A 26,470-nucleotide genomic window follows, 5' to 3' on the forward strand; every position below is an offset into this window, starting at 1 on the left:
CAGACGAGAGCCGGGTCACCGTGGCCCCGGTTCCGCCCATCGCCCCGCCGCCGCGCGGACCTCCTCCAAGACCTGCCTCAGCGGCTGCCCGGTCGCCTCCGCCGCGGCCCGCACCTCTTCGTACTCCGGCTGCGCCGTGACCACGACGCCGTTCAGGTACCCCCGCTTCACGCTGACCGCCTGGCCGCGGTGATCCACCGTCACGCTGTCGCGCGGCAGAGCGCGCCGCTCCACCGGGGACAGGCGGACCCCCAAAGTCGACGTGTGGGCGAAGACCGCGGCGCACACGCCGTCGACGCGGTCGTCGGCCGTCAGGACCGTGAGGACCACGCCCGCCCGGCCCTTCGGCGCCGTCACCGGGGCGCACCAGGCGTCCGCGGCGCCCGCTCCGCGCAGGGCCGACAGGACCTCCGGCCACAGCCGGGGGTCGAGGTCGTCCACCGTCGTCTCGATCACCGTCATCGCCGTGCTCACCCACGACGGCGCCGCGCCGGTGCCCGCGCCGACGACCACGCGGACGATGTTCGCGTGCCCGGGCGGGTCGGCCGTGCCCGCGCCGACACCCACCTTTTCCGGTACGCACGAAGGCATCGGGCCGTACGCGCCGGCCAGCGTGACCAGTAACGCCGCGCCCGTGGGCGTGCACAGCTCGCGCGCCGCGGGGTGGGCGGCCACCGGGGCGGCCGCGCCGGTCAGCAGGGCCAGCACCGCCGGCGGCGGGACGGTGAGCCTGCCGTGCGCCGCCGTCACCGTGCCGCCGCCCACCGCGATCGGCGACACCGTGACGTTCGCTTCCAGCAGTCCGAGCGCCTCCAGCCCCAGCGCGCAGCCGACGATGTCGACGATCGCGTCCAGCGCGCCGACCTCGTGGAAGTGCACCTGCGCCGCTTCGATGCCGTGCACGGCGGCTTCCGCTTCGGCCAGCCGGCCGAACACCGCCGTGGCGAACCGCTCCGCCCGGGCGGGCAGCCCGGCGCCCGCGATCAGGTCGAGGATCTCCGGCAGGTGCCGGGCGTGCCGGGTCTCCGGCGCCTCGACGAGCACCTGCCGGGCCCGCAACCCGTGGCGCCGCACCACTTGCTCGGTGAGGCGGACGTCGTCGACCGGCAGCTTGGCGAGGCCCGCGACGATCCCGCCGAAGTCCGCGCCGGCGTCGACCAGCGCGGCCAGCAGCATGTCGCCCGCGCAGCCGTTCCCGGCGTCGATCCACCCGACGGTCACGACGCCACCGACTGACGCGCGACGCGGGCCGCGGCGACACCGGCGCCGAAGCCGTTGTCGATGTTGACCGTCACCACGCCGGGCGCGCAGCTGTTGAGCATCGTGAGGAACGCGGTCAGCCCGTCCATGTGCCAGCCGTACCCGACGCTGGTCGGCACAGCGATCAGCGGCACCCCGCAGAGTCCGCCGAGGACGGTCGGCAGCGCGGCCTCCATCCCGGCGATCGCCACGATCGCGTCGGCGCCGGCGATCCGGTCGCGTTCGGCCAGCAGCCGGTGCAGCCCGGCGACCCCGACGTCGACGACGAGGTCCGGTTCCGCGCCGAACACCGCCACCGTCGTCGCGCATTCGCGGGCGACGGGCAGGTCCGAGGTGCCCGCGCACACGACGGCCACCCGGCCGCGGGGCGCGGGTGGCTCCCCGAGGGTGACCGTGCGGCCGGCGTCGTCGACCCGGGCGCCGGGAAGCCGTTCCCGGCACCGGGTGCGTGCTTCCCCGCCGACCCGGGTCGCGAGTACCGCCCGTCCGGGATGTTCCTGGTGCAGCCGCGCGAGCGCAGCCACTATCTGGTCGGGAGTTTTGCCCGCACCGAACACCACTTCGGGATCGCCCGTCCGGACCACCCGGTCGAGGTCCAATCGCGCAAAGCCGAGATCCGCGGTGGTTGCCGCCGTTCCATCAGTCGATACCACAGTCGACACGTTAGTGTTCGTCCGCTACACATGTAAACTGCGCCGGGGGACAAGCGCACGAATACAGCAATGTGTTGACTGCGCGGGACCGCCGCGATCGACTTACCGCACGCAAGACGCCTCGAGCGGAGGAACCGTGCTCTTCTATTGCCGAAAATGGATCATCGGACCCGTGCGACCAGTGGGGACGCGCTAATGGACGCGGGGCGGGCCGGCCGGCTGCTGAGCCGGTTGCAGGAGCTCGACGGCGTGGCCGTCGCCTTCTCCGGCGGCGTCGACTCGGCGCTCGTGCTGGCGGCCGCGCTGCGGGCACTGCCGGGTGATCGCGTGCTGGCCGTGATCGCCGATTCGCCGAGCCTGGCGCGCGCCGAGCTCGCCGCCGCCCGGGAGCTCGCGGCCGGCCTCGGCGCGGAGCTCGCGGAGGTGCCGGTGGCGGAGCTGGAGGTGCCCGGTTACCGGGCGAACACGGGCGACCGCTGTTACTTCTGCAAGCGCACCGTGCTGAGCGCGGTCGGGGAGCTGGCGGCGCGGCGCGGCCTCGCGCACGTGGCCACCGGAACCCACGCGGACGACCACCGTGCGTTACACCGGCCTGGCCTGCGGGCCGCTCGCGAGCTGTCGGTGGTCGAGCCGCTCGCCGACGCCGGCCTGGGGAAACAGGACGTCCGGGCGCTCGCGGCCGAGTGGTCACTCGCCGTGGCCGAAAAGGCGTCGACGCCGTGTCTCGCGTCACGTATCTCGGTCGGTGTGCCGGTCTCTTTACGGAGGCTGGGTCTGGTGGAACGGGCCGAGATCGCGGTGGGGGCCCGGCTTGCCGGAGCCGGCGTCCACCCGCGTGATCTGCGTGTCCGCCTGCTCGGCGAGGGGTTCCGGGTCGAGCTCGACCCGGCCGCCCGTGACGCCGTCGACGCCCGGCCCGGACTCGCCGGGGCGGTGCTCGCGGCGCTGGGCGAGCTCGGGCTGACCGGCCCGGGTGCGGTGGCGGCCTACCGGGCGCCCGCGCTCGCCCCGCCTGCCTAGGACCGCGCACCCGGATTGTTCCCGGCGCGTTCCCCGATGTGTCCCCGTTGTGTCCCGATGTGTTCCCCGGTGTTCCCACGGTGTTCCCGAATGCGACGAAAGAACCGGCAACCGGAGTCCCTGCTATCCCGTTAATGTCATTCGTCCGTCAATTGCGACGGATCGCACACGGTCCGCGTCGATCTTGAGGGCGCGATCATGAATTAGTCACGCCGAAGCAATGCCGAGAACACCGAACTGCTTCTCCCGCCTTGCCAAGCGCATTTTTCAGCTATTGTTCCTGAGTTCTGCACGCGGGCCGCTGCGAGCGGTGACCGTGCGCGTACGGTGGGGGAGGTCCTGTGTACTTCAAGGTGCTCGGCACGTTGCGGGTCCAGCGTGACGGGGAGCGGGTCGATCTCGGCGGGCTCCGGCAGCAGCGGCTGCTCGTGATGCTCCTGCTCAACGCCGACAAGGTGGTCAGCGCCGAGCGGCTGCTCGAAGCCATGTGGGACGGCGAACCGCCGGTGACGGCGCGGCGGCAGCTCCACAACGCCGTGGCCGCGCTCCGGCGCAGCTTCGCCGCCGCCAAGCACCTCGTCGTCAAGGACGGCCCCGGCTACCGCATCCAGGTGGACCAGCAGGACATCGACGCCCACCGCTTCACCGCCATGGTCGCCTCGGCGTCCGCGGCGGCGGCCGCCGGGCGCGCCACCGCGGCCGTGGAGCTGCTGGAGTCGGCGCTCGCGCTGTGGGAGGGGCCCGCGCTGTCCGGGCTGCACAGCCCGGTGTTCGAGATCGCCGCCGCCCGGTTCGAGGAAAACCGGTTGTCCGCAACCGAACGGCTCATCGGACTGCGCCTGGACGGCGGAGACGCCGCCGCGCTCGTCCCCCAGCTGGGCGAGCTGGTCTCGCAGCACCCGCTGCGGGAGGAGACCCGGAAGCTGCTGATGCTGGCGCTGCACCGGTGCGGCCGCAAGGCGGACGCGCTCACGACGTACGAGCAGTGCCGCCGGATGCTGCGGGACGAGCTCGGGGTCGACCCCGGTGCGAGCCTGCGGGAGCTCTACGAGCGCATCCTGCGCGACGACCGGCCGCGCACCGCGGCCCCGGCGCCGTCCCGGGCCGCCGGGCACAGCAACCGCTCCTTCCTTCCCTACGACACGGCCCACTTCACCGGGCGCGCCGAGGAGCTGCGGTTCCTCACCGGCTGCCGCTCGGCGGCCGGGACCGCGCTGAGCATCCTCGCCCTCGACGGCATGCCCGGCGCCGGCAAGACGACACTCGCCGTGCGGCTGGCCCACCAGCTGGCGCACCGGTTCCCGGACGGGCACCTGTTCGTCGACCTGCACGGGCACTCGGCCGACCAGGAACCCCTCGGCCCGGACGCCGCGCTGGAGCGGCTGCTGCTGGACTTCGGCGTCGCGCGGGAGCAGATCCCGCACGACAGCAGGCACCGCGCCGCGCGCTGGCGGGCCGAGCTCGCCGAGCGCCGGGTGCTGGTGGTGCTGGACAACGCCCTGGACGCCCGGCAGATCCGGCCGTTGCTGCCCGGGACCGGGAAGGCGCTGGTGATCGTCACGAGCCAGCGGCGCCTCGCCGGGCTCGACGGCGTGACGTCGCGCTCGCTCGACGTGTTCTCCCCGGCCGAGGCGGCGGCGCTGTTCACCCGGATCGCCGGGCTCGGCCGCACCGGCGCCCGGCCGGACGTCGTCGCGGAGATCGTGTCCCTGTGCGGGTTCCTGCCGCTGGCCGTCAGCATCGCCGCGTCCCGGTTCCACAACCGGCCCGCGTGGACGCTCGAGCACCTGGTGACCCGCCTGCGCGACCGCGCGAACCGGCTCGGCGTGCTGTCCCTGGACGACCGCAGTGTCGCCGCGCAGTTCGAGGCGTCCTACCGGAAGCTCTCGGCCGGGCAGCGCCGGCTGTTCCGCGTGCTGGGCGGCACCACGCACCCGGGTGAGGAGTTCGACGCCGGCACCGCCGCGCTGCTGCTGAACCAGCCCGTGCCCGACGCGGAGCGGCTGCTGGAAGAGCTCTTCGACGCGCACCTGGTCCGGCAGCGGACCGCGGGCCGGTACCACTTCCACGAGCTGGTGCAGGACCACGCCCGGGCCAAAGTGGACGAACGGGATCCGGGTGACGGCCTGCGGACGACGTTCGGCCGCACCGCGCTGGCGTCGGTGACCAAGCTGGAGTGCAGCTTCGGCTGAACCGCTTGGCCGGCAACACCATCGCACTCCGATGCACCACCGATGGGCGGGCGAGGCCGGGCCGATGGCCGCGCCCGGCAGGCTGGGTACCGGAGCCGGTCGGCCGGACCGCTCCCGCCGCCGTCGCCGTCGTGGGCCCGCACAGAGAGCGAAAACATGGAGTTCACCCACAAGACCGTCCTGAGCCCCGAGTTGCGTGCCCGAGTGCTGCGAGACCCGGACATCGGCGGTGGCAACCTGCTTCCCTCGATGCTCGAGCTCAACCCGTACCCGGACGAGCCGTTCATCCACTCGCTGACGCCGATCCCGTACACCGACGGGGAAACCCGGCACTGGTTCAGCCTGCGCGACCTCGACCACCTCGTGCAGAGCTGGTCGGTCTGGTACCTGGAGCAGGGGGTGCGGCCGCACGACCGGGTCGCGGTCTTCCCGCCCGACTCCATCCAGTACTTCCTGCACCTCTCGGCGCTCGCGCAGATCGGCGCGATCTCGATGCTCATCAACAGCAAGGCGCCGCGGGAGAGCGCGGTCGCGCTGATCGAGCGCAGCGGCGCGCGGGGGCTCTACACCGACCAGGAGCGGCTCGACCGGATCGCCCCCGACCTCGACCGGCTGAACCTGCGGTGGGTCAAGACGATGGAGGAGCTGCCGGCCCTGCCTTCGGCGGTGCTGCCCGACGCGGACCGCTTCCGCCACCACCCGGACGACCCGGTCGGCCTGATGCACTCCTCGGGCACCACCGGGCTGCCGAAGCCGGTGATCCACACGCACAAGACGATCCTCGACGGCCCGAAGTGGCGGGCCGTGAACTACCAGGAAGAGCCCGACGCCGTCATCCTCAACGCGCTCCCGCAGTCGCACCAGGGCTGTGTGTCGTTCAACGCCTACACGGTGCTCGGCGGCCAGCCGACGGTGGTCTGGCGCGACGTGTCCGGTCAAGAGCTCGCGAGCGCCGTCGAGGAGCACAAGCCGAGCATGGTGATGGCGTTCGGCCACGCCTACCCGGAGCTGGCCGCGATCGAGACGCCGAAGGGCGCGCTCGACTCCGTCAACATCTGGGTGTCCATGGCGGACGCCATCCACGAGCGGCACCTGAAGAACATCCTCGCGCGGCGCTCGCCCGGCCTCCCGCCGGCGGCCTTCCTCGACCGGCTCGGCACCACCGAGCTCGGCTGGGGTGTCCTCATGCAGCCGCGGACCCTGGCGACCGAGCGCGACGACCGCTGCGTCGGCAAGTCGGTCGGGTACGCCGAAGTCGCCATCGTGCGGGAGAACGGCACGCTCGCGGAGCCGGGTGAAATCGGCCTGCTCGGGGCGAAGCCGCCGTCGATGACGGTCGGGTACTGGGGCAACCAGGACACCTACTACCGCAGCAAGCTCGCCGGCTACTGGCTGACCGGCGACGTCGCCTACCAGGACGGCGACGGCCTCTTCTACCAGGTCGACCGCGCGGTCGACGTGGTACACACCGCGGCCGGTCCCGGTTATTCGGTGCAGATGGAGGAGCTGATCCTCAACGAGGTGGCCGGCGTCGAGGACTGCACGGTCATCGCCGGCGGGTTCGGCGAAGAGAAGGTCGCCGTCGCGGTCGTCACCGGGGACGGCGTGGACCCGGAGAAGGTGCTGTTCGCGGCCAACGAAGCCCTGCGGACCCACGGGAAGCCGGAGCTGTCCGTCGTCGAGGTCGCGAGCGGCGACGGCGACTTCCCGCTCGGTGTCACGGGCAAGTCGCTGAAGCGCTACCTGCGCGACAAGTACAAGGACCTCGCGGTCTACGTCCGTGACCGCCGGGGCAAGAACCTCGCCACGAGCGATGCGCTCGGGTGAACCCCACTCTCCGAGAGAAGACGACCGTCGTGACTGACCAAGACCTGCTGCTCGTGTTCGACGAGACCGTGACCCGTGCCGGGGTCGACCGCTGGCTCCGGCACCTCGAGTCGGCCGGCGCGCCGACGCAGATCTACCGGCTCGGCGCCGGCCACGTGCTCCCGGTGTCCACGATGGACGCCGCGGGCACGGTGGACGCCGTCGCCGCCGCGGGGCCGGACCTGCCGGTGCCGACCCGCCGCGTGCCGCGGGAGGGCCAGGCCTGGCTGGGCCGCCGTGAGCTGCGCCCGGGCGGCACCCACGTGTCACTCGGGCCGGTCACGATCGGCGACGGCTCGGTGGCGGTGATCGCGGGGCCGTGCGCGGTCGAGAACCCGGAGCAGATGAACGCGACGGCGGAGCTGGTCGCCGCGCACGGGGCCGTCGCGCTGCGGGGCGGGGCCTTCAAGCCGCGCACCTCGCCGCACGCGTTCCAGGGCCTCGGGTTCAGCGGGCTCGAGCTGCTCGTCGAGGCCCGGAAGCGGACGGGACTGCCGTTCGTCACCGAGGTCGTCGACGCGGAGCACGTCAAGCGGCTGGCCGAGGTGGTCGACGGGTTCCAGATCGGCGCCCGGAACATGCAGAACTTCGCGCTGCTGAGCGCGGTCGGCCAGAGCGGCCTGCCGGTGGTGCTCAAGCGCGGGTTCGGCTGCACCGTCGAGGAGACGCTCGCCGCCGGCGAGTACCTGCTCCTCGAAGGCAACGACCAGGTCATGTTGTGCGAACGCGGGATCCGCACCTTCGAGCCGTCGGCGCGGTTCACCCTCGACCTCACCGCGGTGGCGCTGTGGAAGCAGCGCACCCACCTGCCGGTGATCGTGGACCCGAGCCACTCCGGTGGCCGGCCCGAGCTGGTCGAGCCGCTGTCGCTGGCCGCCGTCGCCGCGGGGGCGGACGCGTTGCTGATCGATGTCCATGTCCAGCCGGAGCAGGCGTTGTGCGACGGGAACCAGGCGCTCAGACCCGAGCAGTTCGCCGGGCTCATGGAGCGGCTCGCCGGCGCCGCGGCCGGCCTCGGCCGCCGTCTGAGCGGCGGTCACTAGTTCGGGAGCGGAACCGGAGTGAACTGTGTTCGGTGAGACGTCGGAGATCGCCGTCGTGGGCCTCGGCCCGCGCGGCCTGTCGGTCGCGGAACGGCTGTGCGCCAACGCGGGGGAGCTCGTGCCGCGCGGCGGCGCGCTCGTCGTCCACCTCGTCGACCCGGAGGTGTTCGACGGCGGGCGGGTGTGGCGCAGCAGCCAGGACCGCCTGCTGCTGATGAACACCGTCGCCAGTCAGGTGACCATGTTCGTCGACGAGACGGTCGCCTGCGCGGGGCCGGTGGTCCGCGGGCCGAGCCTGTACGAGTGGGCGCGGTCAATCGCGCTCCTCGGCAGCCCGAAGGTGCCGGACGGTGTCCGCGCCGAGGCCGAGGCGCTGGGACCGGACGACTACCCGTCGCGCGCGTTCTACGGCAGCTACCTGCGGTGGACGCGGCGGCGGATCGCGCGGCTCGCGCCGCCGTCGGTCCGGTTCGTCCCGCACCGCGCGCGGGCGGTCGACGTCCGGGACACCGGCGGCGGCCGGCAGGAGGTCGTGCTGGACGACGGCAAGACGCTCGGCGGGCTGCGGGCCGTCGTGCTCGCCCTCGGGCACCAGTCGCACGAGCTCGGTGCGGCCGAAGCGGACCTGAGCCGCTTCGCCGTCCGCCACGGCCTGCGGTACCTCGCGCCGGACAACCCGGCCGACGTGGCGCTGGCGGACGTGCCCGCGGGCGAGCCGGTGCTGCTGCGCGGGATGGGCCTGAACTTCTTCGACCACCTGGCGTTGTTCACCCTCGGCCGCGGCGGCGAGTTCACCCGGGGCCCAGACGGCGTGCTCGCCTACGTCCCGTCCGGCCGGGAGCCGCACCTGGTCACCGGGTCGCGCCGCGGGGTGCCCTACCAGGCCCGCGCGCGCAACGAGAAGGGCCCGTTCGGCCGGCACCGGCCACGCTACCTGACCCCGGCGGTGATCGCGCGGCTGCGCGACGGCGGGCCCGCCGACTTCCGCCGGGACGTCTGGCCGCTGATCGACCAGGAGGTCCGCACGGTCTTCTACGCGACGCTCGTGCGGGACCGCCGGTGCGTCTGCGACGTCGACGAGTTCATCACCGCGTTCGGCGCGGCCGAGCCCGCCGAAGTGCCGCTCGCCGGCGAACCCCTGGCCATCCGGGAGAGCGACGCCCAGCGCAACGTGCTCACGAAGTTCGGGCTGGACCCCGAGCACAGCTGGGACTGGCGGAAGGTCGCGGTGCCCTACACCGCGGCCGACCTGACCTCGACCGCCCGGTTCCGCCGCTGGCTCCGGTCCTATGTGGACGAAGAGCTGCGGGAGGCGGAGCTGGGGAACGTGACCGGTGCGCTCAAGGCCGCCCTGGACGTGCTGCGCGACCTCCGCAACGAGATCCGGCTGGTCGTCGACCACGGCGGGCTCTCCGGTGAGTCCTACCGAGACGACCTGCAGCGCTGGTACATGCCGCTGAACGCCTACCTGTCGATCGGGCCGCCCGCCGAGCGGGTCGAGCAGTTCGGCGCGCTGCTGGACGCGGGGGTGCTCGAAGTGCTCGGCCCGGACCTGCGGGTCGAGGGCGCCGACGGCCGGTTCGTCGCACGCTCGGCCGCGTGCCCGGACGTCACCGCGTCGGCCACGACGCTGATCGAGGCGCGGCTGCCGGAAACGGACCTGAGGCGGACGACGGACCCGCTGCTGCGGGCCCTGCTGGAGCGCGGCGAGTGCCGGTCGTACCACATCCCGGACTCCGGCGGCGGCGAGTACGTCACCGGCGGCCTGGCCGTCACCCGGCGGCCGTACCACGTGCTGGACGCCGAGGACCGGCCTCACCCGCGCCGGTTCGCGTTCGGCGTCCCGACGGAAGCGGTGCACTGGGTGACGGCGGCGGGCATCCGTCCCGGCGTCGACTCGGTGATCCTCGGTGACGCCGACGCGATCGCCCGCTCCTGCCTGGAGCTGGTGGCGGACCGCGCGGAACTCGGCGATTTCGAGAGGACGGCATGAGCACCGACCACGGGATTCTTGCCCCGGCCTGGGCGGCGACCGGCGCGGCCGAGCTCGTCGGGGACCACGCTCTCCTGACCGCGATGCTCGACACCGAGGTCGCGCTCGCCGAGGCGCAGGCCGAGCTGGGCGTGATCCCCGCTACGGCGGCCGCGGCCATCCGGGCGGCGGCCGATCCCGTGAACCTCGACCCGGCGGCGCTGGCCGAAGGGGTGCGCGAGACGGCGAACCCGGTAGTGACCTTCGTCGGGCAGCTCACCGCGGCCGTCGATCCGGCCGCCGCCGAGTACGTCCACCGCGGCAGCACCAGCCAGGACATCCTCGACACGGCCCTGATGCTGCTGTGCGCGGCGACCTTCGACCGGATCACGCGGGACCTGCTGGCCTGCGCGGAAAGCCTGGCCGGGCAGGTGCGACGGCACCGGGACACGCCGATGGCCGGGCGCACCCTGACCCAGCACGCCGTGCCCGTCACCTTCGGGCTCAAGGCGGCGACCTGGCTGCACCTCGTGCTCGACGCCGTCGAGCGGGTGCGCCGGGCCCGCGCGGCCCTGCCGGTGTCGCTGGGCGGCGCGGCCGGCACGCTCGCCGCGTACCAGGAGTACGCCGGCGGCGACGTCGAGGGCACCCTGCGGCTGCCCGATCTCGTGGCCGCGCGGCTCGGCCTCGCCCCGCAGTCCCTGCCGTGGCACGGGATCCGCACGCCGCTGGCCGACGCCGCCTCGGCGCTGCTGGTCACCACGGGCGCGCTCGGCAAGCTCGCCGAGGACGTCCTCGTGCTGTCCCGGACCGAGATCGGCGAGGTCACCGAGGAGCAGGCGCCGGGCCGCGGGGCGTCGTCGGCGATGCCGCAGAAGCACAACCCGGTGTACGCCACCCTGGTCGCGACCGCGGCCCGGCAGCTGCCGCCGGTCGCCGTCGTGCTGTTCCAGTCCATGGCGGTGCCCGACGAACGGTCGTCCGGCGGCTGGCACGCGGAGTGGCAGCCGCTGCGGGACGCCCTGCGCATCGCGGCCGGCGCCGCCGCCAACGCCGCCCGCCTCGCCGGGGCGCTGCACGTCTCGCCCGAGGCGATGGCGGCCAACCTGCGGCTCACGCGCGGCGCGATCGTCTCCGAACGCGTCAACGCCGTGCTGGCGCCGACGCTCGGCAAGGTGGCCGCCAAGCGCCTGCTGGCGGCGGCTTCCGCCGAGGCCGAGCGCACCGGGGCGGACCTCGCCGCCGCGCTCGGGTCCGAAGTGGACGTTCCGGCCGGGCTGCTCGACCCGGCCGCCTACACCGGCCTGTCCGGGCCGCTGGCCGACCGGGCCGTCGCCCGCTTCGAAGAAGTCTTCAAGGAGTTCGCATGACCACGCTCGAGTTCACCACCGACCGCGTCGAGCCGATGCCGGCCGAGCAGCGCGAAGAGCTGCTGAGCATGCCCGGGTTCGGCTCGCTCTACTCCGACCACATGGTCACCGCCCGCTGGGACGCCGCGAACGGCTGGCACGACGCGCGGAGCCGGCCGCTCGCGGAGTTCTCGCTGCACCCGGCGACCATGGCGTTCCACTACGGACAGACGGTCTTCGAGGGCCTGAAGGCGTTCTGGCGCCCGGACGGGCAACGCGCGCTGTTCCGCCCGGAAGACCACGCGCGCCGGTTCGCCCGCTCGGCCCGCCGGATGGCGATGCCCGAACTGCCCGAAGCGGACTTCGTCGCCGCGGTGGAGGCGCTGCTGCGGGTCGACGGCGCCTGGGTGCCCCCGGCCCGTGGTCACAGCTTCTACGTGCGGCCGTTCATGCTCGCCGCCGAGACGCACCTGAGCAACCGGCCCGCCGAGGAGTACCTCTTCGCGGTGATCGGCAGCCCGGCGCGCCCGGCGGCCGGCGCGGAACCGAAGCCGATCCGGCTCTGGGCGTCGCCGGAGTACGTCCGCGCCGCGGACGGCGGCACCGGCACGATCAAGTGCGGCGGCAACTACGGCGGGTCCTACATCGCCCAGCGGGAGGCCGTGGCCCACGGCTGCGACCAGGTCGTCTGGCTGGACGCGCGCGAGCGCCGGTACGTCGAGGAAGTGGGCGGCTCCAACCTGTTCTTCGTCGAGGGCGACCGGCTCGTCACCCCGCCGCTGAGCGGCACGCTGCTGGCCGGGATCACCCGCGACTCGATCCTGCGCCTCGCCGGGCGCCTGGGCATCGAGGTCGCCGAGGAGCCGGTCACGCTCGAGGACTGGGAACGCGGCTGCCGCGACGGCCGGATCACCGAGGTGTTCGCCTGCGGCACCGCGCGGGCCATCGCGCCGGTCGGGCACGTCGTCACCCCGGACCGGGACTGGCCGACCGGCCCCACGGGCCCGGTCACCCGGCGCCTGCTGAAGGCCCTGCTCGACATCCAGTACGGCGAAACCCCCGACGAGTTCGGCTGGCTGCGGCTGGTCGGCACCGAGGCCGTGGAGGACCCCCGATGAAGCCCAAGGTCGACTTCTACTTCGACCCGGCCTGCCCGTTCGCCTGGATCACCTCGCGGTGGATCCTCGAAGTCGAGCAGCACCGCGAGATCAGCCTGCGGTTCCGGGTGATGAGCCTGGGTGTGCTCAACGAGGACCGCGAGATCGAGCCCTGGTACCGGGAGTTCTGCGACCGCGCGTGGGGCCCGGTCCGGGTCTGCGTCGCCGCCGCCCGGGACCACGGCGAGGAGGTGCTGCGCGACCTCTACACCGCGCTCGGCACCCGGATCCACAACGGGAAGAACAAGGACTACCCCGTGGTGGTCGCGCAGGCGCTGGCCGAGGTCGGGCTCCCGGCGTCGCTCGCGGACGCGGCGGAGAGCACCGACTATGACGAGGCCCTGCGCAAGAGCCACGCCGAGGCGCTCGAGCCGGTCGGCGCCGACCTCGGCACCCCGGCGATCCACCTCGACGGCGTCGGGTTCTTCGGCCCGGTGCTCAACGCGATCCCGCGGGGCGAAGACGCCGTCAGCCTCTTCGACGGCGCGGTGGCGATGGCCCGCGACCCGCACTTCTTCGAGCTGAAGCGGGCCCGTACGCCCGGCCTGAACTACGAGTGAGGAACGGACGATGAAACGCATCGGGTTCGTGGAGTCGAACAGGTCCGGGTCGGGGTTCGACGCGCTGCGGGCGGCGCGGCGGCTGGGCCTGCACGTCACCTTCTTCAGCTGCGGGCTGGACCGCTACCACGCGACACCGGGCGGCACCGAGGTGCTCGAGGGCTGCGTCGACGAGTTCGTGTCCTGCGCGACCCACGAGGTCGGGCCGCTGCTGGCGGCGGTGAAGGAGGTCGACGCGCGGCAGCCGCTGGACGCCCTGCTCTCGGTCGCCGAGTACGAGGTGATCCCGGCCGCCGAGGCGGCCCGTCAGCTGGGCCTGCCCGGTCCCGACCCGGCCGCGATCCGGATCGCCCGCAACAAGGCCGAGCAACGGCGGCGGTGGGCCGAACGCGGGGTGCCCGTCCCGGAGTTCCACGCCGTCACGACGCCCGAAGAGGCCGTGCGGGCCGCCGAGAAGGTCGGGTTCCCGTGCGTGGTGAAGGCGGTGGACGAGACCAGCGGCGCGCACGTCGTCCGGTGCACGACCGCGGCCGACGTCGTCGAGACGTACACCACGATCCGGGCGGACGCGACCAACCGGCGCGGCCAGGCCCGGCCGCCGGAGGTGCTCGTCGAGGAGTGCCTGGTCGGCTTCGAGGTGAGCATCGAGGTGCTGGCCGAGGCGGGCGCGGTCCGCGTGCTCGGGGTGACCGACAAGCTGCTCGGCGGCCGCGACCGGTTCATCGAGCTGGGGCACAACTTCCCGTCGGCGCTGCCGGACCGGGTGCGGACCGAGCTGGAGACCGCCGCGGTGGCGGCGACCACGGCGGTGGGCTTCGACCTCGGCATCGCGCACGTCGAGCTGAAGTACACGGCTGAGGGCCCGAAGCTGATCGAGATCAACCCGCGCCCGGCGGGTGACCAGATCACCGAGCTGATGGACCGCAGTTTCGGCCTCTCGACGATGGAGCTGCTGCTGCGCCAGTACCTCGGCGAGTCGGTCGGCGCGGTCGACGTCCGCCCGGTCCGCGGCGCGGCGATCCGCTACCTGACGGCGCACCCGGGTGTCGTCGACGGCGTGACCGGCGTGGACATCGCCGCCGCCGTGCCGGGGGTGGCCGAGGCGGTGGTCGCCGTAGTCCCCGGCTCGCGGGTGAACCGCTTGCGCGTCAACGAAGACCGGGTCGGCCACGTCCTGGCGACGGCCGAGACCTCCTACCTGGCCGGGCGGATCGCCGAGGCCGCGGCCCAGCAGATCACGGTGCGCACCCACCGGGACTGACCGGCTGATGTGCGGCTGATGCTCCGCCGATGGCGGCGTCGGCGAGCCTTGACCCACCGAAGCCTTCACGCCCACGGGAGAGAGACGATATGCCGAACCTGGTCATGGTGATGCCCTACCAGGCATACATCGAAAAGGCCCAGGCGGAGGGCTTCCGGATCTTCGCGATCTGGGACCCGGCCGAAGCCGGGCGGCTGTTCGGCGCGCAGGCCCCCGCTTACCTCCGGAAGGTCGAAGAGCTCGCCGACGGCTTCCGGCTGGTCGACTTCACCGACTCGGCCGCCTACGCCGACGCGATTCGGGAAGCGGTAAGCGAAACTGGTGCCGACCACGTCTGGCACGTCGGCAGCGAGGAGAGCATGCAGCTCGCCTACGACGTGGCCGACGAGCTCGGGAAGGCCGTCAACTCGCCGGCGTCCGTGGCGCTGCTCAACGACAAGCTGGCCATGCGCACCCTGTTGCGGGACAAGGGAATCTCGTCGGTGCGGTTCGCCACGGCGTCACGCTGGCCGGACGTCGAGGGGCTGCTGGGCGACTTCACGCTGCCGGTGGTCGTCAAGCCGGCCGCGCTGTCCGCCAGCCGGGGTACCTTCCTGCTGACCGACCCGGCGGACCTGCCCGCCTGGGGCGCGGAGCTGGGCGCCCTCGGCTACGACGGGCCGCTGCTCGTCGAGGAGTACCTGCGCGGCCCCGAGTTCAGCGTCGAGACGATGACCGTGCGCGGTGAGCACCACGTGCTCGGCGTGACGCGCAAGCTGCTCGGCCCGCTGCCGCACTTCGTCGAGCGGGGGCACCTGTTCGGCGAGCCGGAGACGCCGGAGACCCGGCAGGTCGCCGACCTGGCCGTGGAGCTGCTCGACGCCACCGGCTACCAGTGCGGCCCGGCGCACACCGAGGTCATCCTGACCGCGGGCGGCCCGCGGATCGTCGAGTCCCAGGCCCGCCTCGGCGGCGACAAGATCCCCGACATCATCCGGCTCGGCCGCGGTTACGACGTCAAGCGCGCGATGTTCGCCGCGCTGGCCGGGCGGACGCCGTCACCGATCCCGCCGGGCGGCGTCGGGCACATCGCCTACTTCGCCTTTCCCACCGGGGTCCTCCGCTCGGTGTCCGGTGTGGACGAAGCCCGGGAGCTGGACTTCGTCGACACCCTGAACTTCCCGTTCTCCGCCGGCGACGTCCTGCCGGAGACGGTCAGCTCCAAGACCCGCCACGGTTACGTGATCCTCACGGCTTCGGAAGACGCCGCGGAGGCGACGGCTCGCGCGGACCGCGTCCACGCCCTGATCGAGGTCGAGGTCGAAGCCCGATGAGGACCTTCTTCGCGCTGCACCGCAACGTCCGGCTCCGGATCGGGCTGGCCTTCGTGCACAAGCTGATCGACGCGATGATCCTGACGTTCATCGCGATCTACCTCGCCGCCCACGTCGGGGTCGCCCTCGCCGGCGCCCTGATCCTGGTGTTCGCCGTGTTCGCGGTGTTCGGCATGCTGGTCGGCGGGCACCTGTCGGAACGGCGGGGACGGCGGCCCGTGCTCATCGTCGGCGACCTCGTCGGCACGGTGTTCCTGGTCCTGATGGCCGTGGCCTACTTCGCCGACTGGGGCGCGCTCGCCGTCTACTTCTGTTACGCCGTGGTCAAGTTCGGCACGAACCTGGCGCTGCCCGCCAACGACGCGACGATCATCGACGTCACCCCGCCCGCCGACCGCAAGTACGTCTACACGGTCAACTACTGGGTGATCAACGTCGCGCTCGGCAGCGGCGCGCTGCTCGGCGCCTTCCTCTACAGCTCGCACTTCGGCGCGGTGATCCTGGGCGGGGCCGCCGGAATGGCGTTCGCGCTGCTCGTCACCGTGACGCTGGTGGCGGAGACCAAACCGGAAACCCCGGCCCCGTCGGCGAAACTCACCGGGCTCGCGCAGTTCGTCCAGGGCTACAAGGTGGTACTGGTCGACGCGACCTTCCGCCGGCTGATCATCGCGGCCACGCTGATCCTGACGCTCGAAGGCCAGCTGAGCACGTCGATCGGGATCCGGCTCTCCACGGACTTCCCGGAGCAGACCGTCTTCCCGTTCGGTGACGTCACCGGCGTCGAGATGCTCGGGGTGCTCAAGGCGGTGAACACGGTGCTGGTCGTCGTGTTCGCGCTCGTCGTCAACACGATGCTGCGCCGGATGCCCGACCGGGTCCGGCTGTACGCGGGCATCACCCTGTACGCGGGCGGCTTCGCGGTGCTCGTGGTCAGCCACGACGCCTGGCTGCTGCTGGCCGCCTGCGTCGTGCTGACCATCGGCGAGCTGATGAACCTGCCGGTGCAGCAGGCGCTGCTGGCGGAGCTGGCCCCGGAGGAGGGACGGCCGCGGTATCTGGCCGCGTACTACCTCCACATCCGGTTCGGCCAGGTCGTCAACTCGCTGCTCATCAGCCTCGGCGCGGTGGTGAGCACGCAGGGGATGGCCGGGATCTACCTGCTCTTCGGCGTCGTGATCATCCTGCAGTACCGGGTGATCCTCAACCGCCGCGCGGCGCGTCCCGCCGCGGACCACTCCGTCTCCGTCTGATCAGGGAGAAAACCATGTCGGCAAAGGCGAACCGGGTCACCGAGGCCTACCTCGCGGACTGCGCCGCGCCGGAAAGCGGGCTGCGCCACGCGCTGGCGAACCTCGACGTGTCGGCGACCAAGCGCGCGGCCTGGCCGCGGCTGCTGCCCCGGCCGGTGGTCGTCGACGAGGCGGAGTACCGGGCGTTCGGCCGGGACCTCGTCACCGTCTTCGACCTCGTCACCAGCCTGCCGCGGCGGCTGTTCGACGGCGACTTCGAGCGGTTCCGCACCTCGCTCGGCCTCGACGACGTCCACACCACGCTGATGTGCCGCCTGCTCGGTGAGGGGCCGCCGCCGCTGTACGGCCGCGCGGACGTCTACTACGACGGCGAGGCGTTCAAGCTGCTCGAGTACAACATCGGCAGCGCGCTCGGCGGCCTCGACATGGTGGGCACGCTGCCGAAGGCGTACCTGAAGGTCCCGGCCGTCGCCGAGTTCGCCGCCGAGCACGGCCTCGGTTACCTGGACATGGGCTCCGACCTCGCCGAAGCCCTGCGCAACGCGGGCAAGACGATCGGTGCGGGCGAGCCGGTCGTCGCGATCCTCGAAGGCCCCGGCGGGATGACGACCTACGGGCACCAGCGCCGCGCGATCGGGGAGCTGCTGGCCGAGCAGAACGTCACCTGCCTCGTCGGCGAGATCGGCGACCTCGAGTTCCGGGACGGCAAGCCGTACCTGGACGGCACCGGGGTCGACGTCATCCTCCGCTACTACGGGCTGGAGGAGATGCTCGAAGCGCCCGACGGCGTCGAGCTGCTGGAGCCGGTCTTCCGCGCGCACGAAGAGGGCGCCGTCGTGGTCTGGACGCCGACGAACGTCTACAGCAACAAGGGCACGCTCGCGATGCTGTCCGAGTTCTCCGCCGACACCACGGTGTTTTCCGCCGAGGAACGGGCCGCGATCGACCGGGTGCTGCCGTGGAGCCGCATGCTCGGCCGTCCCGGCGCCGGCCCGGACGCCGGGCGCATCGAGGAGTGCGTGCGGCGCCAGGACCAGCTCGTGTTCAAGCCGACCGGCTCCTACGGCGGCAAGGGGGTCGTCATCGGCCAGGAGGTCGACGCCGCGACCTGGCGGGACACCCTCGACGCCGGTTCGCGGACCGGCTCGCTCGTCCAGGAGATCGTGCAGCCGAACCTGGAGACCGTCATCGACCCGCAGAGCGGCGAGAGCTCCGAGTGGTACGCGCTGTGGGCCGCCTTCATGACCCCGTCCGGTCTGTCCGGCGGCGGGGTGCGCGCGATCCCGCCCGGCGGGACCACGGTCATCACCATGATCAACAACCCCGACGTCCGCAACACCTGCCTGTTCACCTGCTGAGTAAGGAGCACGGCGATGACCCGACTCGTCGACCTGACCCACGGCTTCTACGATGGAATGCCGTCCTACCCCGCCGACTGGTTCCCGAAGTTCGCCAGCGAGCGGTCGATGACCCCCGAGACCGACCCGTACGGCACCAAGCGCACCTTCTCCTACCTGCACGTCTTCCCGCACAACGGGACGCACATGGAGTACCGGCTGCACTTCTTCCCCGGCGCCGAAGGCATCGACGAAGTCCCGCTGGAGACGCTGATCGGCCGTGCGGTCGTCGCGGACCTGTCGCACAAGGGCGAGCTGGACGAGGTGACCGGCGACGACCTGGAGAAGACGCTGCGGCCGGTGTGGCAGCGCGGTGACCGGCTGCTCGTGCGCACCGACTACCTGCGCCACAACTGGGGCCGGCCCGACTACTGGGACCGCCCGCCGTACCTGACGCCGTCCGCGGCGGAGTGGGCCATCGAGAACGGCGCGAGCCTGTTCGGCCTGGACTGCCTCACCGAACGCCCGGGTGACGCCGAGTCCCCGGTGCACCACGCCCTGCTCGCCGCCGGGATCCCGCTGCTGGAGTACGTCACGAACATGCACGAGCTGACCAAGCAGGTCGTCCAGCTGTTCGCGCTGCCGACCAAGGTCGCCGGCGCCGAGGCCGCGCCCACCCGCGTCATCGCGCTGGAGGAGACCGATGACTGAATCGGTCGCCCTCACGGCGGTCGACGGCGAACCCGGCGTCCCGGACGGCCTGCACCGGCTGCTCGACCTGCTCGGCGCGCCACTGGCCGGGCTGCGCGCCGGTGACGAGGTGCTGATCAAGCCGAACCTGTTCCAGACGGCGCCCGGGTTCCACGTGAGCCCGGCGCTGCTGGCGGCGATCGCCAAGGTCGTCGCCGAGCACGGCGCGCAGCCGGTGATCGCCGAGCGCACGCACGCGATCTACGAGATCCTGCGCGACCACGAGGCCGCGAAGTACGCCCGCGTCGTCAGCTTCGACGACCTGCCGCTGCGCATCACCGGCATCGAGGGCGCGACGTCGCTGCGGGTGCCGATCGCCGTGCCCGAGCTGATCCTCGACTGCGACTTCTTCATCGGCGTGCCGCAGCTGCGCACGCACGCGAGCGTCGTCTACTCGAACGCGATGAAGAACCTGGTCGGGCTGCTGCCCGGGTACACCACCCGGATCGTGCACATGGCGGGCGTCGACGAGTCCACTGTGGACCTGAACGTGATGCGGCCGCAGGACCTGGTCGTCTGCGACGGGACCACGGTGATCGAGGGCAACTACCCGATGGACGGTACGGCGCGGGAGGTCGGTTTCCTGGCCGCGAGCCGCAACGCCGTCGCGCTCGACGTCGCGGTCGGCACCCTGGCCGGGTTCGACCCGGAGAGCGTCGCCTACCTGCGGGACGCGCACGGGCGCGGCATGGGACCGCTTTCCCTGTCGGAGATCGAGCTGCTGGGGACGCCGCTGGCGGACCTGGCGTTCGACATGGTCAAGGCGCCGGTCGAGATCGTCGTGCCCCGCGAGGGAATCCACGTGTACGCCGAAAACGCGTGCCCGGCGTGCAGCCGGTTCGTCGCCGGGGCGATGAAGGCGCTGGCCGGCGAGCTGCGCGAGTGGGACGGGGAGATGACGGTCATCTCCGGACCGCAGGTCGAGATGCCGCCGCTGCGCGGAGTGGTGATGCTCGTCGGGAACTGCCTGTACGAGAGCCGTGACCTCGGCATCTTCGTCGAAGGGTGCCCGCCGCGGGCGATCCAGCTCGCCGCGTTCCGCTACGGCATGGGCAAACCCGTCGGCGCCCACGAGCGGACGCAGTTCCGGGTGCCGCCGAGCCTGGTGGGCGGGGTGCGATGATCGAGTCCGCGTTGTCCCCGGGTGACCGGCTGCACCGGCACGTCGTGGCGCTGGCGTCCGATGTGGACCCGGTGGCGGCCGCGGCGGCGCTGCGGTCCGCCGGGCGCGTCATGCTCACGGCCGGGGCCGGTGGCACGTCGGCGGTCCTGGCCGCCGGGGAGCTGGCCGTCCTTTCGCACCCGGGCGGTGACGGCCACGCCCCGCTGGCGGTCGCGGTGAATCTGCTGACCGGGCTGGACCTGCCGCCGGAGACCGCCGACGCCGAGCAGGCCTGGTACGGCTTCCTGGGCTACGACGCCGTGCGGGACTTCGAGCGGCTCCCCAGCAGGCACCCGGAATCCGGCCGTCCGGTGTACGAGTTCTTCCTGCCCGAGGTGCTGGTCCGGTTCGCCGACGGCCAGGTGATCGGCCGGGGTGTCACGCCCGCCGCCGCGCGCGCCGCCGCCGAGCGCGTGGCCCGGACGCTGAACGCGGCCGGTGCCGCGCGGCTGGGCCCCGTCTCCGTCGGCGCCGGCCGGTTCGGCTTCGCCTACGACGAGTACGTCGACGCGGTGCGCCGCGCCCAGCGCCACATCCTCGACGGCGACGTCTTCCAGCTCGTGCTGTCCAACGCCTGGACCGCACCGGCCACAGTGGACGGTCTGTGCGTCTACCGGCGGCTCACCGGGATCAACCCGTCGCCGTACCACTTCTGGTACGCCGGGCCGCGGTTCGAAGCCGTCGGCGCGTCCCCCGAGCCGTGCCTGACGCTTTCCGGCGGCCGTGCGCTGATCCGCCCCCTTGCCGGCACCCGCCCGCGCGGGCACGACGGCGCCGCGGACCGCGCCGCCGAGGACGAGCTGCGGTCGTCGGTCAAGGAGCTGGCCGAGCACCGGATGCTCGTCGACCTCGCCCGCAACGACCTCGGGCGGGTGTGCCGGCCGGGCAGCGTTTCGGTCGGCCGGCTGATGGAGGTCGAGCGGTACTCGCACGTGATGCACCTGACGTCGGACGTGTGGGGCCGGCCGCAGGGTGAGCGCGGGACCGACGAGCTGATCCGGGCGACGTTCCCGGCCGGCACCATGACCGGCACGCCGAAGGTGCGCGCGATGGAGATCATCGACGACCTCGAGCCGTCGCGGCGGTGGCTCTACTCGGGCGCGGTCGGCTCGTTCGGACCGTCCCATGTGGACCTGTTCCTGACGATCCGCAGCATGGTGTTCTGCGACGGCGAAATCCGCCTGCAGGCCGGCGGCGGCATCGTCCACGACTCGGACCCGGCGGAGGAACACGCCGAGTGCCTGGCGAAGCTCGGCTCCGGGGCCCGCGCCCTGGGGGTATCGGTGGAAGGGAACGCCGCGTGATCTGCGTCATCGACAACTACGACTCGTTCGTCTACAACCTGGTGCAGTACCTGGGAAACCTCGGCGCGGAGTGCGTGGTGCACCGCAACGACGAGGTGACGGTCGAGCAGGTCGCCGCGCTCGACCCGGAGCTGGTGCTGATCTCGCCGGGCCCCGGCGACCCGGCGGACGCGGGCATCTCGGTCGAGCTGGTGCGGACGCTGGCCGGCCGCTTCCCGATCCTGGGGGTCTGCCTGGGCCACCAGGCGATCGGCGCGGCGTTCGGCGCGCGCGTCCGCCACGCCGTGGAACCCATGCACGGCAAGTGTTCCCCGCTCGCCCACGACGGCCACGGTGTCTTCGAAGGACTGCCGAACCCGCTGACGGTCGCGCGGTACCACTCGCTGGTCCTCGAGCCGAGCACGATCCCCGCCGAGCTGGTCGTGACGGCCTGGTCCGGCACGGGCGAGATCATGGGCGTCCGCCACCGCACGCTGCCGATCGAGGGCGTCCAGTTCCACCCGGAGTCGCTGTTCACCGAGGAAGGGGTGGCGATGGTGGCGAACGCCGTGCGCGGCCTGCGGAGCCGGGACTCGGAGCAGGGCTTGATCGTCGCCTGACTCTTGTGCCCGGCCTCAGGCGAGTTCGGCCGAGACGACCGACGGGAGGGCGCGCAGCCGGTCGAGCAGGCCGTCGATCTCGTCGCCGGGGAGCAGGAGCGCGCAGGCCAGGTTGCTCTCGCGGACGCCGTCGCGGACGTCGACCGACAGTTCGTGGATGACGCGGCCCTGTTCGGACAGCGCGCCGACCAGGGCGGGGATGCCCTCGGCGCCGCCGGTGAAGTAGGTGGCGATCCGGCGGCGGACCAGCATGGAACGGGTGGCGAAGGACGTGGGGGCCATGACGGATCTCCAGAGCTGAGGTAGCTGACGGGATCCGGGCCAGGCCCCGGGAGGTCGCCAACGCTGCGCGCCGGCGACCTGGTTCAGCCGGCGCGCCGGGTTACGAGTCGCGAGGACGTCATCAGGCGCTGCACGGCGACAGGCTAACACGAGATCACCCGCCTGCCCGGAAGTGCGGCGCCACCAGGGTGTTCAGGTGATCGTCGAGCAGCTCGACCTGCCTTTCGGGCGGGAACGCGCGGGGGTCGAACAGGGCCTGCACGACCAGCCCGAGCGTGAAGGACAACGCGCCCTCCGCGATCCGCGCGGGATCACCCGGCCGCAGCTCGTTTCGCCGTTGCGCGTCGGCGACGAGGCCGCTCAGCCGTTCGCGGCTCCGCCCGTACTTCCGCGCGTACGCGTCACTCAGCACCGGGTCGGCCAGTGCCGTGTCCCATGAGGACACCCAGATCCGGTTGCCGGTGACGGTGTCTCCGGTCAGCGGCAGGACGTCCAGCAGCAGCGCCCGCACCCCGGCCAGCCCCGGTCCGGTGGCGCGGCGCGCGCGGGCGCCGGTGCGTTCGTCGAGCAGGTCGAGCGCGTGGGTGAGCAGCTCCTGCTTGCCGCGGAAGTAGTGGGTGAGCAGGCCGGTGGTGGCGCCGAGCTCGGCGGCGACCGCGCGCAGGGTCAGCCCGCCGAAGCCGTGCGCGGTCAGGACCCGCCAGACGGCTTCGGAGACGTCACGGCGGCGGGCCTCGTGGTCTCCCTTGGTGCGGGGCACGGTGATAGCATAACAAGCGTTGTGTGAATTGGGGGTCACCGTGTTCTCTCTGCAGTTGAAGGAAAACGCCCGGCTCGAGCCGCTGGAGCCGTGGCAAGCCGAGGAGTTCGCCGCCCACCTAGACCGGGCGCGCGAGCACATCCGGCCGTGGGTCGGCGCCTTGTTCGTCGCCGACGGCGTCGAAGGTGCTCGGGCAACCCTGCGCCGGTACGCCGAAAGCCAGGCCGCGGACGGCGGCCGGATCTTCGGAATCCGCCTGGACGGCGTGCTCGTCGGCGGCGTCCTGTTCGTGGACATCGACGCCGCGCGGGGCTCGTGCGAGGTCGGCTGCTGGCTGGAACCGTCGGCGGTGGGTCATGGCTTGATCACGCGAGCGTGCGCGGCCCTGCTGGACTGGGCGTTCACGACGCGCGGCCTGCACCGCGCGGAGTGGCGCTGCCGCGCGGACAACACCCGCAGCTCCGCGGTGGCCGAGCGCCTGGGCATGGTCCGCGAAGGGGTGCTGCGCGAGCACTGGCCGTACGAAGGTGTCCGCTACGACAAGGAAATCTGGGCCATCCTGGCCCGCGACTGGACCACCCGCTCTGCCGGCTCCGCCTGAAAGCCGTGAGGGGCACCTTCAGGGACATAACGTCCCTGAAGGTGCCCCTCACGGCAATCGAGCCCGACGCCGTTGGCCGTGAAGGCCACCTTGAGGGACTCAGAGTCCCTCAAGGTGGCCTTCACGGACTTGCGGCTCAGGCCCCGGCCACCTCGGGTAGCCGCGTGGCTTCGACCGCTCGCCGCATGGCTGCCGCCGTGGCGGGGCTGTCCTGCGCCGTCGCGATCGCCGTGTTGACCAGGACCGCGGCCGCTCCGAGGGCCATCGCGTCCGAGACGTGCTCCGGTGTGCCGAGGCCGCCCTCGACGACGATCGGGACGTCCGTCGCGTCGATGACCGCCCGGACGGCTTCGGCGTCCAGGACGCCCTGCGCGCTGGCCACCGGTGAGGCCATCACCCTCAGGGCCACGGCGCCGAGGTCGACCAGTCGCGTCGCCAGGTTCACGTCCGGCCGGATGAACGGCAGTACGGCGAACCCGTCGGCGACCAGGGTGGCGGCCGCGGCTGCGGTGGGCTCGCCGTCGGGCAGGTTGTCCGGGGTGCGGACGTCCAGCTTGATCACCTCGATGCCGAACGAGTCCCGCAGCCGCTTCGCGGTGTCCACGGCTTCCCCGGCCGAGTAGGCGAACGACGTCGTCCCGATCCAGCCGAACCGGGACAGGTCCACCACTTCGTCGAGGTCCGAGAGCAGCAGGCTGGCCCGGTCCCCGGCAGGGTCGTAGGTGGTGATGAACACGTCGCAGCCGCCGGCGGCCAGGACGTCGGCGACCAGCCGGGGGTCGGCGTACTGCTCGATCCCGACGATCAGCCGGGATGTGAAGGAGACCCCGCCGGCCACCAGCCAGGGTCGTCCGGCGGGGGCGTCGGCCGGACTGTTCGTGTCGCGCACGATCCTCCTCGTCAGATCGGTGACTCGACACCGGCGACCGCCGGCGCCCACCGGCGAGGATGCCGCATCCTGGTCTGGACCAATACGGCGACCCGGGATTCGGCGACGATTAAAGTATCAATTGTCAGGGTTTTCGGTCTGGTCGAGGACGTGCTGCTCCAGTCGTTCGAGCATTTCGAGGAGCAGCATCTTCTCCGCGGCGCCCAGTACGCCGAACGTCCGGTCGGCGTGTGCGCTGTGCAGCGCCTTGATCTCCGCCAGGTGCTCGTGACCCTTCTCGGTGATCCGCAGCCGGGTGGAGCGCCGGTCGTCCGGGTCGTCGTGCCTGGTGAGCACGCCTTCCTGTTCCAGGCCGTCGACCAGGGAGGTGATCGAGCGACCGGTCACGCCGAGCTGCTTCTTGAGGTCGCCCATGCGGGGCGAGCCGGCTTCCTCGACGGCCAGCATCAGCAGGACGCGCGGTGTCGACCAGCCACGTTGCTGGTACGGCCGGCCGGCGAAGCGGCGCAGGGTGTGCGTGGCCCGCATCAGCGCGTTCGCCAGATCGGCGCCGGACGGCACCCGCTCGCCGCGGCCCGCCGTCGCCGGAATCTCCCTTGACATGCCCCTCAGGATACATTCAATCTGGATAGACGAAATTGACACTAATCTGGGGGAGTTCACCTTGACCACGTCCGTCGACGCCGGTCCGTGGCAGAGCCGCACCTTCACGCTGCAGCTCGCCGGCACCGTCGTCTCCACACTCGGCTCCTCGGCCGCACCGGTAGCGATGGCCTTCGCGATCCTCGACGCCGGCGGGTCCGGCTCGGCGGTCGGCATCGTCTCGGCCGCGGGCACCATCCCGGCCGTCCTCTTCTTCCTGGTCGGCGGCGTGGTCGCCGACCGGCTGCCACGCCACCTCGTGATGATCGGCGCCGGCCTGGTCAGCGCGCTCGCGCAGGCGCTGTTCGCGATCGTGGTGTTCACCCACTCCGCCCGGCTGTGGGAGCCGGCCGTCTTCGCCGCGATGAACGGCCTCGCGATGGCCTTCTACATGCCCGCCGCCGAGGGCCAGCTGATGCGCTCGGTCGACCGGAAGCACGCGAGCAAGGCGTTCGCGATCTTCCGCACCGGGCTCAACGGCGCCCAGGTCGCCGGGGCCGCCTGCGGTGGCCTGCTGGTCGCCGCGGCCGGGCCGGGCTGGGTGCTGGTGATCGACGCCGCGACCTTCCTCGTCGCCGCCGGGCTGCGGGCGCTCATGCGGGTGGAGGGCACCGTCCGGCGGCGCACCGGCCTGGTGACCGAGCTCAGGGAGGGCTGGACCGAGTTCGCCGGCCGTCGCTGGCTGTGGAGCGCTGTCGTGCAGTCCGCGGTGGTCAACGCTCTGGGGGTGGGCGCGTTCGCCGTGCTCGGCGCGGTGGCCGCCGACCGTTACCTCGGCGGCGCGGCCGCGTGGGGCCTCGTGCTGGCCTGCGACGCCGCGGGCATGGTCCTCGGCGGGCTCGTCATGGTCCGGCTGCGGCCGCGGCGCCTGCTGGTCTCGGCGGTGTCGGCGCTCTTCCTGCTCGCGCTGCCACTGGCCGCCCTGGCGGCGCACGCGCCGCTGGTCGTGGTGGGCGCGGCCGCGCTGCTCGGCGGCGTCGGCGTCGAGGTCTTCGGCGTCAACTGGATGACCACGCTGCAGCAGGAGATCCCGCACGAGAAGTTCTCCCGGGTCGCGGCCTACGAGGCGGTGGGCTCGTTCGGCCTGGCCCCGGCCGGGGCCGCGCTGGCCGGACCGGCGGCCGACCGCTTCGGCGTCGGCCCGGCCCTCTGGCTCGCTTCGGGCGCCATCCTGGCGGCGACGGTGTTCGTGCTGTCGGTACCGGACGTCCGCCGCATCAAAAGAACAGCCGGGGACGGTCGGTGAAA

24 protein-coding genes are annotated in these 26,470 nt (G+C 72.5%); 18 read left to right on the plus strand and 6 right to left on the minus strand.

The window, feature by feature from the left end:
- Positions 1–15 precede the first annotated feature (15 nt).
- A complete protein-coding gene (larC, locus tag ACIOD2_RS13050) occupies positions 16–1,221 on the minus strand; it encodes a nickel pincer cofactor biosynthesis protein LarC (RefSeq protein ID WP_400537250.1) in 1,206 nt (401 codons plus the stop codon).
- Positions 1,218–1,913: a nickel pincer cofactor biosynthesis protein LarB gene (gene larB / locus ACIOD2_RS13055; RefSeq protein WP_400537251.1), complete on the minus strand. Its 696-nt coding sequence runs from the start codon at positions 1,911–1,913 to the stop codon at positions 1,218–1,220. The genes larC and larB overlap by 4 nt, the downstream gene beginning before the upstream one ends.
- 195 nt (positions 1,914–2,108) lie before the next feature.
- On the opposite strand from larB, the gene ACIOD2_RS13060 reads away from it, so the two are divergent.
- From ACIOD2_RS13060 to ACIOD2_RS13135, 16 genes are all read left to right on the plus strand, one after another.
- Entirely contained in the window at positions 2,109–2,933 is an 825-nt protein-coding gene (locus ACIOD2_RS13060; protein WP_400537253.1) for an ExsB family transcriptional regulator, read from the plus strand.
- A gap of 341 nt (positions 2,934–3,274) precedes the next feature.
- The gene (locus ACIOD2_RS13065; protein WP_400537255.1) at positions 3,275–5,125 is read left to right on the plus strand and encodes a BTAD domain-containing putative transcriptional regulator; all 1,851 of its coding nucleotides are present in this window, start codon (positions 3,275–3,277) and stop codon (positions 5,123–5,125) included.
- A gap of 156 nt (positions 5,126–5,281) precedes the next feature.
- Positions 5,282–6,952 (plus strand): class I adenylate-forming enzyme family protein, encoded by a 1,671-nt coding sequence (locus tag ACIOD2_RS13070; protein ID WP_400537257.1) that lies wholly within the window; start codon positions 5,282–5,284, stop codon positions 6,950–6,952.
- Between the two features lie 29 nt (positions 6,953–6,981).
- On the plus strand, positions 6,982–8,034 hold the full coding sequence (aroF, locus tag ACIOD2_RS13075) for a 3-deoxy-7-phosphoheptulonate synthase (RefSeq protein WP_400537259.1): 1,053 nt from the start codon (positions 6,982–6,984) through the stop codon (positions 8,032–8,034).
- A 25-nt stretch (positions 8,035–8,059) separates the two neighbouring features.
- The gene (locus tag ACIOD2_RS13080; protein ID WP_400537261.1) at positions 8,060–10,027 is read left to right on the plus strand and encodes an FAD/NAD(P)-binding protein; all 1,968 of its coding nucleotides are present in this window, start codon (positions 8,060–8,062) and stop codon (positions 10,025–10,027) included.
- Positions 10,024–11,376 (plus strand): adenylosuccinate lyase family protein, encoded by a 1,353-nt coding sequence (locus ACIOD2_RS13085; RefSeq protein ID WP_400537263.1) that lies wholly within the window; start codon positions 10,024–10,026, stop codon positions 11,374–11,376. Before ACIOD2_RS13080 ends, ACIOD2_RS13085 begins: the two co-directional genes overlap by 4 nt.
- Positions 11,373–12,473: a branched-chain amino acid aminotransferase gene (locus ACIOD2_RS13090; RefSeq protein WP_400537265.1), complete on the plus strand. Its 1,101-nt coding sequence runs from the start codon at positions 11,373–11,375 to the stop codon at positions 12,471–12,473. The genes ACIOD2_RS13085 and ACIOD2_RS13090 overlap by 4 nt, the downstream gene beginning before the upstream one ends.
- Positions 12,470–13,072 (plus strand): disulfide bond formation protein DsbA, encoded by a 603-nt coding sequence (locus ACIOD2_RS13095; protein WP_400537267.1) that lies wholly within the window; start codon positions 12,470–12,472, stop codon positions 13,070–13,072. Before ACIOD2_RS13090 ends, ACIOD2_RS13095 begins: the two co-directional genes overlap by 4 nt.
- Before the next feature lie 10 nt (positions 13,073–13,082).
- The gene (locus ACIOD2_RS13100) at positions 13,083–14,333 is read left to right on the plus strand and encodes an ATP-grasp domain-containing protein (RefSeq protein ID WP_400537269.1); all 1,251 of its coding nucleotides are present in this window, start codon (positions 13,083–13,085) and stop codon (positions 14,331–14,333) included.
- Positions 14,334–14,422: 89 nt separating this feature from the next.
- Positions 14,423–15,646, plus strand: a complete 1,224-nt coding sequence (locus tag ACIOD2_RS13105) for an ATP-grasp domain-containing protein (RefSeq protein ID WP_400537271.1) — start codon at positions 14,423–14,425, stop codon at positions 15,644–15,646.
- Positions 15,643–16,896, plus strand: a complete 1,254-nt coding sequence (locus ACIOD2_RS13110; RefSeq protein ID WP_400537273.1) for an MFS transporter — start codon at positions 15,643–15,645, stop codon at positions 16,894–16,896. Before ACIOD2_RS13105 ends, ACIOD2_RS13110 begins: the two co-directional genes overlap by 4 nt.
- A gap of 14 nt (positions 16,897–16,910) precedes the next feature.
- Positions 16,911–18,254 (plus strand): hypothetical protein, encoded by a 1,344-nt coding sequence (locus tag ACIOD2_RS13115; protein ID WP_400537275.1) that lies wholly within the window; start codon positions 16,911–16,913, stop codon positions 18,252–18,254.
- Positions 18,255–18,269: 15 nt separating this feature from the next.
- Entirely contained in the window at positions 18,270–18,944 is a 675-nt protein-coding gene (locus ACIOD2_RS13120) for a cyclase family protein (RefSeq protein ID WP_400537277.1), read from the plus strand.
- Positions 18,937–20,106: a DUF362 domain-containing protein gene (locus ACIOD2_RS13125; protein WP_400537279.1), complete on the plus strand. Its 1,170-nt coding sequence runs from the start codon at positions 18,937–18,939 to the stop codon at positions 20,104–20,106. The genes ACIOD2_RS13120 and ACIOD2_RS13125 overlap by 8 nt, the downstream gene beginning before the upstream one ends.
- The gene (locus ACIOD2_RS13130) at positions 20,103–21,449 is read left to right on the plus strand and encodes an anthranilate synthase component I family protein (RefSeq protein ID WP_400537281.1); all 1,347 of its coding nucleotides are present in this window, start codon (positions 20,103–20,105) and stop codon (positions 21,447–21,449) included. The genes ACIOD2_RS13125 and ACIOD2_RS13130 overlap by 4 nt, the downstream gene beginning before the upstream one ends.
- The gene (locus ACIOD2_RS13135) at positions 21,446–22,048 is read left to right on the plus strand and encodes an anthranilate synthase component II (RefSeq protein ID WP_400537282.1); all 603 of its coding nucleotides are present in this window, start codon (positions 21,446–21,448) and stop codon (positions 22,046–22,048) included. The genes ACIOD2_RS13130 and ACIOD2_RS13135 overlap by 4 nt, the downstream gene beginning before the upstream one ends.
- A gap of 15 nt (positions 22,049–22,063) precedes the next feature.
- On the opposite strand, the gene ACIOD2_RS13140 is transcribed toward ACIOD2_RS13135, so the two are convergent.
- Together ACIOD2_RS13140 and ACIOD2_RS13145 are read right to left on the minus strand one after the other, a co-directional pair.
- Positions 22,064–22,330 carry a hypothetical protein gene (locus tag ACIOD2_RS13140; RefSeq protein ID WP_400537284.1) on the minus strand — a complete coding sequence of 89 codons (267 nt, stop codon included), beginning with the start codon at positions 22,328–22,330 and terminating at the stop codon, positions 22,064–22,066.
- 154 nt (positions 22,331–22,484) lie between these two features.
- A complete protein-coding gene (locus tag ACIOD2_RS13145) occupies positions 22,485–23,090 on the minus strand; it encodes a TetR/AcrR family transcriptional regulator (RefSeq protein ID WP_400537286.1) in 606 nt (201 codons plus the stop codon).
- Between the two features lie 55 nt (positions 23,091–23,145).
- Between ACIOD2_RS13145 and ACIOD2_RS13150 the strand changes: the two genes are divergently transcribed.
- Positions 23,146–23,691, plus strand: coding sequence for a GNAT family N-acetyltransferase (locus tag ACIOD2_RS13150; RefSeq protein WP_400537288.1), 546 nt, complete (start codon positions 23,146–23,148; stop codon positions 23,689–23,691).
- A 136-nt stretch (positions 23,692–23,827) separates the two neighbouring features.
- On the opposite strand, the gene ACIOD2_RS13155 is transcribed toward ACIOD2_RS13150, so the two are convergent.
- Together ACIOD2_RS13155 and ACIOD2_RS13160 are read right to left on the minus strand one after the other, a co-directional pair.
- Positions 23,828–24,580 (minus strand): nitronate monooxygenase, encoded by a 753-nt coding sequence (locus tag ACIOD2_RS13155; protein WP_400537290.1) that lies wholly within the window; start codon positions 24,578–24,580, stop codon positions 23,828–23,830.
- Positions 24,581–24,697: 117 nt separating this feature from the next.
- Positions 24,698–25,183 carry a MarR family winged helix-turn-helix transcriptional regulator gene (locus ACIOD2_RS13160; RefSeq protein ID WP_400537292.1) on the minus strand — a complete coding sequence of 162 codons (486 nt, stop codon included), beginning with the start codon at positions 25,181–25,183 and terminating at the stop codon, positions 24,698–24,700.
- Between the two features lie 61 nt (positions 25,184–25,244).
- On the opposite strand from ACIOD2_RS13160, the gene ACIOD2_RS13165 reads away from it, so the two are divergent.
- Positions 25,245–26,468, plus strand: a complete 1,224-nt coding sequence (locus tag ACIOD2_RS13165; RefSeq protein WP_400537294.1) for an MFS transporter — start codon at positions 25,245–25,247, stop codon at positions 26,466–26,468.
- Positions 26,469–26,470 lie beyond the last annotated feature (2 nt).

Origin of the sequence: Amycolatopsis sp. NPDC088138 (genome assembly GCF_044741685.1) — a bacterium.
GTDB lineage: Bacteria > Actinomycetota > Actinomycetes > Mycobacteriales > Pseudonocardiaceae > Amycolatopsis.